Origin of the sequence: Klebsiella sp. P1CD1, assembly GCF_003790505.1 — a bacterium.
Taxonomy (GTDB): Bacteria; Pseudomonadota; Gammaproteobacteria; order Enterobacterales; family Enterobacteriaceae; genus Klebsiella; species Klebsiella variicola.
Genome location: NZ_CP033631.1, coordinates 444693 through 460024, shown reverse-complemented (window position 1 = coordinate 460024; position 15332 = coordinate 444693). Strand labels below are relative to the sequence as shown.

Annotated in this window: 14 protein-coding genes; 5 read left to right on the top strand and 9 right to left on the bottom strand. The window is 58.4% G+C overall.

What is annotated here, in order from left to right; translation table 11 throughout:
- Position 1 precedes the first annotated feature (1 nt).
- Entirely contained in the window at positions 2–2080 is a 2079-nt protein-coding gene (locus DTA24_RS02150; RefSeq protein ID WP_012540426.1) for a YccS/YhfK family putative transporter, read from the top strand.
- Here the strand turns inward: DTA24_RS02150 and argD are convergent.
- The 5 genes from argD to ppiA all read right to left on the bottom strand — a co-directional run bounded on the left by argD (position 2070) and on the right by ppiA (position 5412).
- Complete coding sequence (gene argD, locus DTA24_RS02145) at positions 2070–3290, bottom strand: bifunctional acetylornithine/succinyldiaminopimelate transaminase (RefSeq protein ID WP_008807030.1); 1221 nt, start codon at positions 3288–3290, stop codon at positions 2070–2072. The two genes, DTA24_RS02150 and argD, sit on opposite strands and share 11 nt — an antisense overlap.
- A 90-nt stretch (positions 3291–3380) precedes the next feature.
- Positions 3381–3944 (bottom strand): aminodeoxychorismate synthase component 2, encoded by a 564-nt coding sequence (pabA, locus tag DTA24_RS02140; RefSeq protein WP_123836536.1) that lies wholly within the window; start codon positions 3942–3944, stop codon positions 3381–3383.
- 32 nt (positions 3945–3976) lie between these two features.
- Positions 3977–4579, bottom strand: coding sequence for a putative adenosine monophosphate-protein transferase Fic (locus DTA24_RS02135; RefSeq protein WP_008807028.1), 603 nt, complete (start codon positions 4577–4579; stop codon positions 3977–3979).
- Positions 4569–4736 (bottom strand): YhfG family protein, encoded by a 168-nt coding sequence (locus DTA24_RS02130; RefSeq protein WP_012540423.1) that lies wholly within the window; start codon positions 4734–4736, stop codon positions 4569–4571. The genes DTA24_RS02135 and DTA24_RS02130 overlap by 11 nt, the downstream gene beginning before the upstream one ends.
- Positions 4737–4842: 106 nt before the next feature.
- The gene (ppiA, locus tag DTA24_RS02125; protein ID WP_002920238.1) at positions 4843–5412 is read right to left on the bottom strand and encodes a peptidylprolyl isomerase A; all 570 of its coding nucleotides are present in this window, start codon (positions 5410–5412) and stop codon (positions 4843–4845) included.
- A 277-nt stretch (positions 5413–5689) separates the two neighbouring features.
- Between ppiA and tsgA the strand changes: the two genes are divergently transcribed.
- Positions 5690–6877, top strand: coding sequence for an MFS transporter TsgA (gene tsgA, locus DTA24_RS02120; RefSeq protein WP_002920240.1), 1188 nt, complete (start codon positions 5690–5692; stop codon positions 6875–6877).
- Here tsgA and DTA24_RS02115 read toward each other — a convergent pair.
- Positions 6874–8196 carry a cytosine deaminase gene (locus tag DTA24_RS02115; protein ID WP_012540421.1) on the bottom strand — a complete coding sequence of 441 codons (1323 nt, stop codon included), beginning with the start codon at positions 8194–8196 and terminating at the stop codon, positions 6874–6876. The genes tsgA and DTA24_RS02115 overlap by 4 nt on opposite strands.
- 238 nt (positions 8197–8434) lie before the next feature.
- On the opposite strand from DTA24_RS02115, the gene nirB reads away from it, so the two are divergent.
- The 3 genes from nirB to cysG all read left to right on the top strand — a co-directional run bounded on the left by nirB (position 8435) and on the right by cysG (position 12827).
- A complete protein-coding gene (gene nirB, locus DTA24_RS02110; protein WP_008807025.1) occupies positions 8435–10978 on the top strand; it encodes a nitrite reductase large subunit NirB in 2544 nt (847 codons plus the stop codon).
- Positions 10975–11301, top strand: a complete 327-nt coding sequence (gene nirD / locus DTA24_RS02105) for a nitrite reductase small subunit NirD (protein ID WP_012540420.1) — start codon at positions 10975–10977, stop codon at positions 11299–11301. The genes nirB and nirD overlap by 4 nt, the downstream gene beginning before the upstream one ends.
- A 152-nt stretch (positions 11302–11453) precedes the next feature.
- Positions 11454–12827: a siroheme synthase CysG gene (cysG, locus tag DTA24_RS02100; RefSeq protein WP_012967144.1), complete on the top strand. Its 1374-nt coding sequence runs from the start codon at positions 11454–11456 to the stop codon at positions 12825–12827.
- A 75-nt stretch (positions 12828–12902) separates the two neighbouring features.
- On the opposite strand, the gene trpS is transcribed toward cysG, so the two are convergent.
- The 3 genes from trpS to rpe are packed head-to-tail and all read right to left on the bottom strand — an operon-like array spanning position 12903 to position 15331.
- Complete coding sequence (gene trpS / locus DTA24_RS02095) at positions 12903–13907, bottom strand: tryptophan--tRNA ligase (protein ID WP_008807022.1); 1005 nt, start codon at positions 13905–13907, stop codon at positions 12903–12905.
- Complete coding sequence (gene gph / locus DTA24_RS02090; RefSeq protein WP_008807021.1) at positions 13900–14661, bottom strand: phosphoglycolate phosphatase; 762 nt, start codon at positions 14659–14661, stop codon at positions 13900–13902. The genes trpS and gph overlap by 8 nt, the downstream gene beginning before the upstream one ends.
- On the bottom strand, positions 14654–15331 hold the full coding sequence (rpe, locus tag DTA24_RS02085; RefSeq protein ID WP_004202179.1) for a ribulose-phosphate 3-epimerase: 678 nt from the start codon (positions 15329–15331) through the stop codon (positions 14654–14656). The genes gph and rpe overlap by 8 nt, the downstream gene beginning before the upstream one ends.
- Position 15332 lies beyond the last annotated feature (1 nt).

Below are 15332 nucleotides of genomic sequence, written 5' to 3'. Positions count from 1 at the left end.
CATGTGGCGCAGGCTGATTTACCACCCGGAAGTCAACTATGCACTGCGGCAAACGCTGGTGCTGTGTCTGCCTGTGGCCATCGGTCTTCTGCTCGGCCATCTCCAGCAGGGGCTGTTGTTTTCCTTAGTGCCCGCCTGCTGCAACATTGCCGGTCTTGATACCCCACATAAGCGCTTTTTCAAACGTCTGATTATCGGCGGCTGTCTGTTTGCCGGATGCAGTCTGGTGGTGCAGTTGCTGCTCGCTCAGGCCATTCCCCTGCCGCTTATTCTCAGCGGCCTGGCGCTATTGCTCGGCGTCACCGCGGAGATCAGTTCGCTGCACGCGCGCCTGCTGCCCGCGTCGCTGATCGCCGCTATCTTTACCCTGAGCCTGGCGGGCAATATGCCCATCTGGGAACCACTGCTGATCTACGCTTTCGGTACGCTGTGGTACGGCGTGTTTAACTGGCTCTGGTTCTGGCTGTGGCGCGAACAGCCGCTGCGGGAGTCGCTCAGCCTGCTTTACCGGGAACTGGCTGACTATTGTGAAGCCAAATACAGTCTGTTGACCCAGCATACCGATCCGTCGACCGCCCTGCCGCCGCTGCTCACCCGCCAGCAGAAGGTAGTCGACCTGATTACCCAGTGCTATCAGCAGATGCATATGCTGGCCGCCAACCAACGCAACGACCACAAGCGTCTGCTGCGGGCGTTCCAGGTTGGGCTGGATCTACAGGAACATATTTCGGTTAGCCTGCATCAGCCAGAAGAGGTACAAAAGCTGGTGGAACGCAGCCATGCCGAAGCGGTGATCCGCTGGAATGCGCAAACCGTCGCTGCCCGCCTGCGCGTGCTGGCGGATGATATTCTCTATCATCGCTTTCCGCAGCGTTTTCAGATGGATAAACAGATTGAGGCTCTGGAAAAGATCGCCCGCCAGCATCCGGACAACCCGGTCGGTCAGTTCTGCGCCTGGCACTTTAGCCGTATCGCCCGGGTGCTGCATACCCAGCGCCCCCTGTATGCCCGGGATCTGATGGCCGACAAAGAGCGTCGTTTACCGCTGTTTCCCGCGCTAAAGAACTATCTGTCGCTGAAATCACCCGCACTGCGCAATGCCGCGCGCATCAGCGTCATGCTGAGCGTCGCCAGCCTGATGGGCAACGCCCTGCATTTGCCGAAGCCCTACTGGATCCTGATGACGGTGCTCTTCGTCACGCAAAATGGCTATGGCGCCACGCGGGTGCGAATTGTTCACCGGGCGGCGGGAACGCTCGCCGGCCTGGTCATCGCCGGGCTAACCTTGCACTTTCACGTTCCGGAGAGCTATACCCTGAGCGGGATGCTGCTGATTACCCTGCTCAGCTATCTGATCATCCGTAAACACTATGGCTGGGCGATGGTAGGCTTTACGGTGACGGCGGTGTATACCCTGCAACTGCTGACGCTCAACGGCGAACAGTTTATTGTCGCCCGGCTTATCGACACGCTTATCGGCTGCCTGATCGCCTTCGGCGGGATGGTCTGGCTATGGCCGCAGTGGCAGAGCGGCCTGCTGAAAAAAAACGCCCACGATGCGCTGGAGGCCGACCAGCAGGCGATTCGCCTGATCCTCAGCGCCGATCCAAAAGCCCCCGCGCTGGCCTACCAACGCATGCGCGTCAACCAGGCGCATAACGCGCTCTACAACTCCCTGAATCAGGCGATGCAGGAGCCCGGTTTTAATACCCATTATCTGGAAGATATGAAGCTGTGGGTGACGCACAGTCAGTTTATCGTCGAACACATCAACGCTATGACCACCCTGGCCCGGGAGCATACGATGCTCACCCCGGATCTTGCCCAGCGCTATCTCGAATCTTGTGAGATTGCCTTGCAACGCTGCCAGCAGCGGCTGGACAGCGATGGTCCCGGCAGCGCAGGGGATGCTAATATTCTGGAGTCGCCGGAAACAGAGGTGCCGAACGGTCCGTTAAGCACCCTGGAGCAGCACCTGCAACGCATTCTGGGCCATCTGAACACCATGCATACCATATCGTCAGTAGCATGGCGTCAGCGGCCGCATCATGGCATCTGGCTGCGGAAGATCAGCCGTTAATCACCTTTGCCACTGCCTGGGCAAAACGCGCCATCCCCTCGGCAATATCCTGCTCGTCGATGATCAGCGAGGGAACAAAACGCATCACGTCCGGCCCGGCGTTGAGCACCATGACGCCGGCTTGCGCAGCGGCATAGAGGAAATCACGCGCGCGGCCCTTGTGCTGCGGCTTGAGTTCGGCGCCAATCAGCAGGCCCATCCCGCGAATATCACTGAACAGATCAAATTCAGCATCCAGCTGCTGCAGGTGTTTGACGAACAGTTCGCGCTTCGCGCTCACGCCATCCAGCACCGCCGGGGTATTGATTAGATCGAAGGCGGCGTTGGCGACCGCGCAGGCCAGCGGGTTGCCGCCGTAGGTTGAACCGTGGGATCCCGCATGGAAGGCGCTGGCGATCTCATGGGTGGTCAGCATGGCGCTGACCGGGAAGCCGCCGCCGAGCGCTTTGGCGCTGGTCAGAATATCCGGCGTCACACCGTAATGCATATAGGCGAACAGCGATCCGGTACGCCCCATACCGCACTGCACTTCATCAAAGACTAACAGCGCCTGGTGCTGATCGCACAGCTCACGCAGCCCCTGCAGGAAGGCCGGCGTCGCCGCCGTCACGCCGCCTTCGCCCTGAATCGGCTCCACCACCACTGCGCAAGTGTGGTCATCCATCACCGCTTTTACCGCCTGCAGGTCGTTGAAGGGAACATGGACAATATCCGCCGGTTTCGGGCCGAAACCATCGGAGTACTTCGGCTGCCCACCGACGGAAACGGTAAACAGGGAGCGGCCATGGAAGGCATTATGGAAGGCAATGATTTTGGTTTTATACGGGCTATGGCGGGTCACCGCATAGTGACGCGCCAGCTTAAAGGCCGTTTCATTGGCTTCCGTACCGGAGTTCATAAACACCACGCGCTCGGCGAAGGTGGCCTCGACAAGTTTACGTCCCAGACGCAGCGCTGGCTCATTGGTAAAGACGTTGCTGGTGTGCCACAGCGTTTCGCCCTGCTCGTGGAGCGCCGCCACCAGCGCCGGGTGGCAATGGCCGAGCGCCGTCACCGCGATACCGCCGGCAAAATCAACATACTCTTTGCCCTGCTGATCCCAGACGCGGCTGCCTTTCCCTTTCACCGGGATGAATTCTGCTGGTGCATAAATCGGCAAAATAACTTCATCGAATGTGGCGCGGGTGATTGCCGGTTGTTCAGTTGCCATGTCTTGCCCATCCCTCTTCGTTATGCAGATGTAATCATGAAAATATAATCACAAAATATGCATAAAAAATCAGTCAATGGCAACTGAAAATCACCGCTTCAGAAAGTTTTCCAGCAATTGATGGCCCTGCTCGCTGAGGATGCTTTCCGGATGAAACTGCACGCCCTCAAGATCCCAGTCGCGGTGGCGGATCCCCATAATCTCAGCGCTGGCGCTGCGGGCGGTGACGATAAACTCGGGCGGGAGCGTCGGCGGATCAATCACCAGCGAGTGATAACGGGTCACCGTCAGGGGATTATTCAGCCCCTGAAACACCCCTTCGCCGTTATGCTCGATAAGCGAGGTTTTACCATGCATCACCTGTGCCGCCCGTACGATGGTCGCGCCAAACGCCTGGGCTATCGCCTGGTGCCCGAGACAGACGCCCAGTAGCGGCGTTTTCCCCGCATAGTGGCGGATAACCGCGAGGGAAATCCCCGCCTCATTCGGCGTGCAGGGGCCTGGCGAGATCACGATTTTCTCCGGCGCCAGCGCCGCTATCTCCTCCAGCGTCAACGCATCATTGCGCCTGATCAGTACTTCCGCACCCAGTTCGCAGAAGTACTGATACAGATTCCAGGTGAAAGAGTCATAGTTATCGATAAGCAGGATCATAGCGGCTCCGGAACAATCAAAACCGGGCTATTCTACTCAGATTCCCGCGCTTCGCTTACCACTTTGCGAAAGATCGCCACCAGCGGAGCCGGATCGCCCATCGCGCTCTGCTGGCAGGCCGCGCTCCAGCCGGCAGGGTCGACGTCACGCCAGTCAAGCAGGTAGCCGGCATGTATTGCCAGCTGTTCAAAGAAAATGCGCTGGGTCAGGCCATTGCCAAGACGAAAAGGGTGCAGCACATTAATTTCGCCATAGAACCAGCTCAGGCGTTCAATAAAGGTCTCGCGCGGCAGGCCATTGAGATAATCCTCCTGCTCAAGGGCCTGCATCAGGGCGTTCCCCTCCTCCTCGATCCGGGCAAAGTGGCAGAACGGCGTATCGCCCAGGTAGAGGTTCACTTCACGTAACCGGCCGGCCCAGTCAAACAGATCCTGATACAGCTGATGATGAATCGCGCACAGATAGGGTAAGCCGCGCACCCGCGGCCCCAGCGGCAAGGTTGCCGCCCGCAACGCCGTCATCTCAAAGGCGGCCTGTTGCAGATTTTTAGCCTGCCGGATGCCGAGGCGGTTGCGCAGGACATTCAGCGCCGGGTAGAGGTAAGGATCGCGTTCATCGCCGAATTTATCGCTCATACTCCCTCCGCAGCGTCGCCAGACGCGCCAGCGCCTCTTCGGCAGTTAACGTAACCAGCGGCACCGTCACGCCTTCAAGGCGACGACTGGCCTGAAAATTGGTATTGCGTGTCTGTTCCCAGAGTCGGGATTTTTGCTTTTCGGTGAGTGGACGCATCGTCGCCCCCCTTATCGTCCCCTGTGTGCCACAAGTATAAGCAGCAATTTCAGGTTATGCCGGGAGGCAACCGGGCGCGGCGATAGCACACCGCGCCGTGGAAGGATTAGGGCAGCACTTTCGCAGAGAGGATAACGACCGGTTTGGTCGGCACATTCTGGTATGGGCCGACGTTATGGGTCTGGACCTGGGAGATCTTATCCGCGACGTCCATACCTTTCACTACCTTGCCAAACACCGCATAGCCAAAGTCGCGCTGACCATGGTCAAGGAAGGCGTTATCCGCCACGTTGATGAAGAACTGGCTGGTGGCGCTATCCTGGTCGGCGGTACGCGCCATCGCGATGGTCCCGCGGGTGTTGCGCAGGCCATTGTCTGCTTCATTCTTGATCGGCGGGTTAGGCTGTTTCTGCTGCATCTGCTCGTTAAAGCCGCCGCCCTGCACCATGAAACCCGGGATCACGCGGTGGAAGGTGGTGTTGTTGTAGAAGCCGCTGTTGACGTACTTCAGGAAGTTATCCACGGAAATCGGGGCTTTCTGACTGTTTAACTCAAGCTCAATGTTCCCTGCCGAGGTGGTCAGCAGCACATGCGGATCGCCCTTTGCCGCCATGGCCGGGGAGAACGCTGAAATGGCGAAAACGGCAGCCATCGCCGCCAGTGTTGATTTGAGCATGGAAATTCCTTAACGGAGCAGAATAAAAGCGAGTGCCTTGATTCTAAAGAGCCTTTGCATCCTGGGCCAGCCTTTTACCAAATTTTACTTAGCTGTAATAATTGTAACCGCGCAAACGTTCTCCTGTGCGGCGAATAAAGTGTGATACATGTCACATTAAACCATGCAAAAGATAACCACTTTCACAATAAACATTTGATTACATCACCTGAACGAATAAAATCTGTCCGCCCGGCGCAGCGTCAACGCGCTTTACCTTTCTATTCACAGGCCAGTCATGACTAACAGCAACCGTATTAAGCTCACATGGATCAGCTTCTTCTCCTACGCCCTGACCGGCGCGTTGGTGATCGTCACCGGGATGGTGATGGGTAACATTGCGGATTATTTCCATCTGCCCGTTTCCAGTATGAGCAACACCTTTACCTTTCTGAACGCCGGTATTCTGATCTCTATCTTCCTCAATGCCTGGCTGATGGAAATCGTGCCGCTGAAAACTCAGCTGCGCTTTGGCTTTATTCTGATGGTGCTGGCGGTGGCCGGCCTGATGCTCAGCCACAGCCTGGCGCTGTTTTCCGCGTCGATGTTCGTTCTCGGGCTGGTGAGCGGGATCACCATGTCGATCGGGACCTTCCTGATCACCCATATGTATGAAGGCCGTCAGCGCGGAGCGCGTCTGCTGTTTACCGACTCCTTCTTTAGCATGGCGGGAATGATTTTCCCGATGGTCGCCGCCGTCCTGCTGGCGCGCAGCATCGAGTGGTACTGGGTCTACGCCTGTATTGGTCTGGTGTATGTCGCCATTTTCGTCCTGACTTTCGGCTGTGATTTTCCGGTGTTGGGCAAAAAAGCGCAGAGCGAAAACAGCCAGCCGGTAGTGAAAGAGAAGTGGGGCATCGGCGTGCTGTTCCTCTCCGTTGCGGCGCTGTGCTACATCCTCGGTCAGCTGGGCTTTATCTCCTGGGTACCGGAATATGCGAAGAGCCTGGGCATGAGCCTCGGGGATGCCGGTAAACTGGTGAGCGATTTCTGGATGTCCTACATGATCGGCATGTGGTCATTCAGCTTCATCCTGCGCTTCTTCGACCTGCAGCGTATCTTAACCGTCCTCGCCGGGCTCGCGACGGTGCTGATGTACCTGTTTATCAATGGTTCCCCGGAGCATATGCCGTGGTTTATTCTGACCCTGGGCTTCTTCTCCAGCGCCATCTACACCTCGATCATTACGCTCGGCTCGCAGCAGACGCGGGTCGCTTCGCCGAAGCTGGTGAACTTTATCCTCACCTGCGGCACCATCGGCACCATGCTCACTTTCGTGGTCACCGGCCCGATTGTGGCTGCCAGCGGTCCACTGGCAGCGCTGCACACCGCTAACGGCCTCTATGCCGTGGTATTCGTGATGTGCTTTATCCTCGGCTTCGTCTCCCGTCACCGCCAGAACAACGCTCAGGCGGCGTCTCACTAAGCCTTCGGCCCCTTTGCGTCCGCAAGGGGGCTGTTCCTCATAAAAGAGAGCTCCTCGCCACCGCGGTCGGTCTGGATCCAGGTTTGCGCCAGCTGGGTGGTCGCGATCACCCTTCCCTGACGAATTGACCAGCGCACAGGCACCTGGCAGCGGACGGCCTCAAAGCCATTCTCCGCCGGGAGAATGATCAGGTTAGCCGGGTTGCCGCTGACAATGCCGTAATCCTCCAGGCCAAACGTGCGGGCGCTGTTGGCGGTGATAAGCTTCAGACCGTCGTTGATCTGCTGGTAGCCCATCAGCTGGCAGACGTGCAGGCCCATATGCAGGACCTGCAGCATATTGCCGGTCCCCAGCGGGTACCACGGGTCAAAGACGTCATCATGACCAAAGCACACGTTGATCCCCGCCGCCATCAGCTCCTTCACCCGGGTAATCCCCCGTCGCTTAGGGTAGTCATCAAACCGGCCCTGCAGATGAATATTCACCAGCGGATTGGCGACAAAGTTGATACCGGAGAGCTTAAGCAGGCGGAACAGGCGCGAGGTATAAGCGCCATTATAGGAGTGCATGGCGGTGGTATGGCTGGCCGTCACCCGCGCCCCTATCCCCGCCTTTAACGCCAGCGCGGCAACGGTTTCAACAAAGCGCGACTGTTCATCGTCAATTTCATCGCAGTGAATATCCAGCGGGCGATCATATTTTTGCGCCAGCCGGAAGGCGATATGCAGCGACTCCACCCCATATTCACGGGTGAACTCAAAATGCGGGATGGCCCCAACAACATCCGCCCCCAGCTTGAGGGCCTCCTCCAGCAGCGCTTCGCCATTGGGGTAAGAGAGGATCCCCTCCTGTGGAAAAGCAACTATCTGCAACTCGACCCATGGCGCGACCTCCCGTTTGACCTCCAGCATCGCCTTCAGCGCCGTTAATGTGGGATCGGAGACGTCAACATGAGTGCGGACAAACTGCACGCCATTGGCGATCTGCCACTTCAGGGTTTTCCACGCCCGGGCTTTGACGTCCTCATGGCTGAGCAGCGCTTTTCGCTCCGCCCAGCGCTCAATCCCCTCGAACAGGGTGCCGGACTGGTTCCAGTGCGGCTCGCCGGCCGTCTGGGTGGTATCCAGGTGGATATGCGGCTCAATAAAAGGCGGGATCGCCAGCCCGCCGCGAGCGTTCAACACTTCGTAGCTTTCGTCGCGCGCCTCGCCCATCGGCGTGATCTCGCCAAAGCGGCCCTTATCAATCGCTATTTGCCACAGGCCGTCGCGGTCTGCCAGGCGTACGTTCTGAATTAACCAAAGCGGCGCTGCTGTCATATCACCTTCTCCATTCAATATGGCTAGTTTTCTGCCCAACCCCAATCGCGGCCCATCCAATTCTTGTACACAAAATCAGCAAAAAGGAAAAGCCAGCGTTTTCCATAACTTAGAAAAATACAGACAAATCAATTATATACCCATTAAGTGGTAGGTGAAGTTGTCATTGATTTGCATCAATAAGCCTGATGGCTGAATCGTTAAGGTAGGCGGTAATAGAAAAGAAATCGAGGCAAAAATGAGCAAAGTCAGAATCGCTATCATCGGTAACGGCATGGTTGGCCATCGCTTTATCGAAGAGCTTCTCGATAAGGCGCCTGCCGGACAGTTCGACATTACCGTGTTCTGTGAAGAACCGCGTATCGCCTACGACCGTGTCCACCTGTCGTCTTATTTCTCCCACCATACCGCAGAAGAGCTGTCGCTGGTGCGCGAAGGTTTCTATGAGAAACACGGCGTCAAGGTGCTGGTCGGCGAACGGGCCATCACCATCAACCGCCAGGAGAAGGTGATCCACTCCAGCGCCGGGCGCACCGTGTTCTACGACAAGCTGATTATGGCGACCGGCTCATACCCCTGGATCCCGCCGATTAAAGGCGCGGAAACTCAGGATTGCTTCGTTTATCGCACCATCGAAGATCTTAACGCGATTGAATCCTGCGCCCGTCGCAGCAAACGCGGCGCGGTGGTCGGCGGTGGCCTGCTAGGCCTGGAAGCCGCAGGCGCCCTGAAAAACCTCGGCGTGGAAACCCACGTGATCGAGTTCGCGCCGATGCTGATGGCCGAGCAGCTCGACCAGATGGGCGGCGAGCAGCTGCGGCGCAAAATTGAAAGCATGGGCGTGAAAGTTCACACCAGTAAAAATACCAAAGAGATCGTCCAGCAGGGCACCGAGGCTCGTAAAACCATGCACTTCGCCGACGGTAGCGAGCTGCAGGTCGATTTCATCGTCTTCTCAACCGGAATCCGCCCGCGCGATAAGCTGGCCACCCAGTGCGGGCTGGCGGTCGCCCAGCGCGGCGGCATCATGGTCAACGATAGCTGCCAGACCTCCGACCCGGACATCTACGCCATCGGGGAATGCGCCAGCTGGAACAACCGCGTGTATGGCCTCGTCGCCCCGGGTTATAAAATGGCCCAGGTGGCCGTCGACCATCTCCTCGGCAGTGAAAACAGCTTCACCGGCGCCGACCTCAGCGCCAAGCTGAAGCTGCTGGGTGTGGACGTGGGTGGGATCGGCGATGCCCACGGCCGTACGCCGGGCGCCCGCAGCTACGTCTATCTCGACGAAAGCAAAGAAGTTTATAAGCGCCTGATCGTCAGCGCCGACAATAAAACGCTGCTCGGCGCGGTGCTGGTCGGTGACACCAGCGACTATGGCAATCTGCTGCAACTGGTGCTCAACGCTATCGAGCTGCCGGAAAATCCGGATTCGCTGATCCTTCCGGCCCACGCCGGCAGCGGCAAGCCGTCGATCGGCGTCGATAAACTGCCGGACAGCGCGCAGATCTGCTCCTGCTTTGACGTCAGTAAAGGCGACCTGATCGCCGCCATCAACAAAGGCTGCCACACCGTCGCGGCGCTGAAAGCGGAAACCAAAGCCGGAACCGGCTGCGGGGGTTGTATCCCTCTGGTGACGCAGGTGCTCAATGCCGAACTGGCGAAACAGGGCATCGAGGTCAACAACAACCTGTGCGAACACTTCGCTTACTCCCGCCAGGAGCTGTTCCACCTGATCCGCGTGGAAGGCATTAAAACCTTCGACGAACTGCTGGAAAAACACGGTCAGGGTTATGGCTGCGAGATCTGTAAGCCGACCGTCGGCTCTCTGCTGGCCTCCTGCTGGAATGAGTACATCCTCAAACCGCAGCACACGCCGCTGCAGGACACCAACGACAACTTCCTTGCCAACATTCAGAAAGATGGCACCTACTCGGTGATCCCGCGCTCCGCTGGCGGCGAAATCACGCCGGAAGGGCTGGTCGCCGTGGGCCGTATCGCGCGTGAATTCAATCTGTACACCAAAATCACCGGCTCCCAGCGCATCGGCCTGTTTGGCGCGCAGAAAGACGACCTGCCGGAGATCTGGCGTCAGCTGATTGAAGCGGGCTTCGAAACCGGCCACGCCTACGCCAAAGCGCTGCGGATGGCGAAAACCTGCGTCGGTAGCACCTGGTGCCGCTACGGGGTCGGCGACAGCGTCGGCTTCGGCGTGGAACTGGAAAACCGCTACAAAGGCATCCGCACCCCGCACAAAATGAAGTTCGGCGTCTCCGGCTGCACCCGCGAATGTGCGGAGGCCCAGGGCAAAGACGTGGGGATCATCGCCACCGAGAAAGGCTGGAACCTGTACGTGTGCGGTAATGGCGGGATGAAGCCGCGCCACGCCGATCTGCTGGCCGCGGACCTTGATCGCGAGACGCTGATTAAGTATCTCGACCGCTTTATGATGTTCTACATCCGCACCGCCGATAAGTTGACCCGCACCGCGCCGTGGCTGGACAACATGGAAGGCGGCATCGACTATCTGCGCAGCGTCATCATCGATGACAAGCTGGGCCTGAACGACCATCTGGAAGAGGAGCTGGCTCGCCTGCGCGCCGCCTTCGCCTGCGAGTGGACCGAAACCGTCAACAACCCGGCGGCGCAGACCCGCTTCAAACACTTTATCAACAGCGACCAGCGCGACCCGAACGTACAGGTGGTGCCGGAACGTGACCAGCACCGCCCGGCCACGCCCTATGAGCGCATCCCGGTCACGCTGGTGGAGGAAAACGTATGAGCCAGTGGGTAAACATCTGCAAAATTGACGACATCCTGCCGGCCACCGGCGTCTGCGCGCTGCTCGGCCAGCAGCAGGTGGCAGTCTTCCGTCCCTACCAGGACGACAGGGTATTCGCCATCAGCAACATTGACCCGTTCTTCAACGCCAGCGTGCTGTCTCGCGGGATTATCGCCGAACATGACGGCGCGCTATGGGTTGCCAGCCCGCTGAAAAAGCAGCGCTTCCGCCTGAGCGACGGCCTGTGCATGGAAGATGCCAGCCACTCCATCGCCCGCTTCGACGCCCGGGTGAAAGACGGCCAGGTGCAGCTTAAAGCGTAAGTCCTCTTCCTCCCCCCGGCTACGGGGGGAGACATAAGCAACACTTCTGACCGACAACGCATGAGTGCGGGATAAGTCGCATGTTTTGTATTACCTTTGCTGCTATTCTACGACCACGCATTTTCTACCCCTTATTTTCATGAGGTTATTCTGTGGATCACTTACCCATATTCTGCCAGTTGCGCCAGCGGGATTGTTTACTGGTTGGCGGCGGGGATGTCGCCGAACGCAAGGCCCGTCTGCTACTGGATGCTGGCGCAAACGTCACGGTCAATGCGCTCGACTTCACCCCGCAGTTTCAGGTGTGGGCCGATTCACAGATGCTAACCCTGGTGCAGGGGGAGTTTATCCCCTCGCTGCTGGACACCTGCTGGCTGGCCATCGCCGCTACCGATAATGAGACGGTGAACCAGCAGGTCAGCGATGCAGCCGAAGCGCGGCGTATCTTCTGTAACGTGGTGGATGCCCCGCGCCAGGCCAGCTTTATTATGCCGTCCATCATCGACCGCTCGCCGCTGATGGTCGCCGTCTCTTCGGGCGGGACATCGCCGGTGCTGGCGCGCCTGCTGCGCGAGAAGCTGGAGTCAGTCTTACCCCTGCATCTCGGCCAGCTGGCCCGCTATGCCGGCCATCTGCGCGCGCGCGTTAAGCAGCAGTTTGCCAGCGTGGGCGAACGCCGCCGCTTTTGGGAGAAGCTGTTTGTGAACGACCGGCTGGCGCAGTCGCTGGCCAATGACGATCGGCAGGCGGTGGCGGATACCACCGAGCAGCTACTGACGGAGCCGTTGGAGCATCGCGGCGAGGTGGTGCTGGTTGGCGCCGGCCCCGGCGACGCCGGGCTGCTCACGCTCAAAGGCCTGCAGCAGATCCAGCAGGCCGACGTGGTGGTTTATGACCGGCTGGTTTCCGACGACATCATGAATCTGGTGCGTCGCGATGCCGACCGGGTGTTCGTCGGCAAACGTTCTGGCTACCACTGCGTCCCGCAGGAGGAGATCAACCAGATCCTGCTGCGTGAAGCGCAAAAAGGAAAACGCGTGGTCCGGCTGAAAGGCGGCGATCCCTTTATCTTTGGCCGCGGAGGGGAAGAGCTGGAAACCCTCTGTGAGGCAGGCATCCCCTTCTCCGTTGTTCCAGGCATCACCGCCGCCTCCGGCTGCTCCGCCTACTCGGGGATCCCGTTAACACACCGCGATTTCGCCCAGGGCGTCCGCCTGGTCACCGGCCACCTGAAAACCGGCGGCGAGCTGGATTGGGCGAACCTGGCGGTGGAGAAGCAAACCCTGGTGTTCTACATGGGCCTGAACCAGGCGCCGGCGATCCGCGAGAAGCTCATTGCTCACGGCATGGCTGAAGATATGCCCGCCGCCATCGTCGAGAACGGCACCGCCGTGTCGCAAAAAGTGGTCAGCGGCACCTTAGGGCAACTGGATATCCTGGCGCAGCAGATGGCTAGTCCGGCGCTGATCATCGTCGGCCGCGTGGTCGGCCTGCGGGATAAACTGAACTGGTTCTCGAACCACTAATCTTCGCCTCCCCCGCGTGGACGACAGACATAAAAAAGGCGGGATAATATCCCGCCTTTTTAGCTGTTGCGTCGCTTACGGCCTGGCGACAAAACCAATCGCTTCGTATACCGCTTTCAGGGTCTGAGATGCGCGCGCGCTGGCTTTCTCTGCGCCGTCTTTCATTACCTGGTTGAGAAACGCTTCGTCGTTACGGAAACGGTGATAGCGCTCCTGCAGCTCAGTCAGCATGCCCGACACCGCTTCAGCGACTTCGCCTTTCAGGTGGCCATACATTTTGCCTTCAAAATGCTGCTCCAGCTCAGGAATGGTTTTCCCGGTGACCGCGGAGAGGATATCCAGCAGGTTGGAGACACCCGCTTTTTCTTTCAGGTCGTAGCGTACCACCGGCGGCTCGTCGGAGTCGGTCACCGCGCGTTTGATCTTCTTGACCACCGATTTCGGATCTTCCAGCAGGCCGATGACGTTGTTGCGGTTGTCGTCGGACTTGGACATCTTCCTGGTCGGCTCCAGCAGCGACATCACGCGTGCGCCGGACTTCGGAATAAACGGCTCAGGCACTTTAAAGACATCGCCATAGATGGCGTTAAAACGCTGGGCGATATCGCGGCTCAGCTCCAGGTGCTGTTTCTGATCTTCCCCTACCGGAACCTGGTTGGTCTGATACAGCAGAATGTCAGCGGCCATCAGTACCGGGTAATCAAACAGACCGGCGTTGATGTTTTCCGCGTAGCGTGCGGACTTGTCTTTAAACTGGGTCATGCGGCTCAGTTCGCCGAAATAGGTGTAGCAGTTCAGCGCCCAGCCTAACTGGGCGTGTTCCGGCACGTGCGACTGAACGAAGATGGTGCTTTTTTGCGGATCGATGCCGCAGGCCAGATACAGCGCCAGGGTATCCAGGGTCGCCTTGCGCAGCTGCTGCGGATCCTGGCGCACGGTAATGGCGTGTTGGTCCACGATGCAATAGATGCAGTGGTAATCGTCCTGCATGTTTACCCACTGACGCAGCGCACCCATGTAGTTGCCAATGGTCAGTTCACCTGAGGGCTGTGCGCCACTAAAAACGATGGGCTTAGTCATGTTTCAATTCCTGAGTTTCACTGTGCGGTAACCCGAGAGCGGGTAAGAGTTCATTAAACTGGTCGAAGAGATAGTCCGGCTCGCTCAGCGCAAGCGGTTCGCCATAGTTATAACCGTAGGTCAGGCCGACAGAGCAGCAGCCTGCCGCTTTGGCCGCCTGAATATCATTGCGCGAATCGCCGACGAACAGCAGCTCGGCAGGAGTCAGAGAGAGCTTTTCCGCCACCAGCAGCAGCGGTTCCGGATGCGGCTTTTTATTCTGCACGTCATCGCCGCCAATCACCACGGTAAAATATTTCGCGATATCGAGCGCGTCCAGCAGCGGGGCGACAAACGGCGTCGGCTTATTGGTGACCAGTGCCAGCGGCAGGCCTTTGGCATGCAGCGCGCCGAGCGTATCGGCCACCGCCGGGAACAGGAAGCTACCCTCTTCCGCCGTTTCGGCGTAATAGCGGTCAAACAGTTTACGCAAAATGCGCAGCTGTTCGTCTTGCGGAATATCATGATCGTCGACGGAAGGCTTACCCATCGCCGCCCGTAACGTCGCACGCTCCTGACGAGCCCAGGTCAGCGCCCGCTCCATCAGGACATCGGCGCCGTTGCCGATCCAGGTGACAACGCGTTCTTCTCCCGCCACCGGCAACTCCAGGGCGTAGAGGGCGTTATCAACCGCCGAGGTTAGACCCGGCGCACTGTCCACCAGCGTGCCGTCGAGATCAAACGCGATGCCGCGGATCGCCTGTAATTTATCCATGACTCACCTTCGCTAATTCACTACGCATTTGATCAATCACTTTCTTGTAGTCCGGCTGACCGAAGATCGCCGAACCGGCAACAAACATATCCGCACCCGCCGCGGCGATTTCGCCAATATTGCTGGCTTTCACGCCGCCATCCACTTCCAGGCGAATATCGTAGCCAGAAGCATCGATGCGCTGGCGTACTTCACGCAGTTTATCCAGCGTCTGGGGAATAAAGGACTGGCCGCCAAAGCCCGGGTTAACCGACATCAGCAGGATCACGTCCAGCTTATCCATCACGTAATCGAGGTAGCTCAGGGGCGTCGCCGGGTTAAACACCAGGCCCGCTTTACAGCCGTGCTCTTTAATCAGCTGCAGGCTGCGATCGACGTGTTCGGAGGCTTCAGGATGGAAGGTGATGATGCTGGCGCCGGCTTCGGCAAAATCAGGAATGATGCGGTCGACCGGCTTCACCATCAGGTGGACGTCGATTGGCGCGGTAATACCGTAATTGCGCAGCGACTTCAGCACCATCGGGCCAATCGTCAGATTCGGCACGTAGTGGTTGTCCATGACGTCGAAGTGCACGACATCCGCACCCGCCGCCAGCGCCTTCGCGGTATCCTCACCCAGACGGGCAAAATCAGCTGACAGAATCGAAGGGGCAATCAAATACTGCTTCATC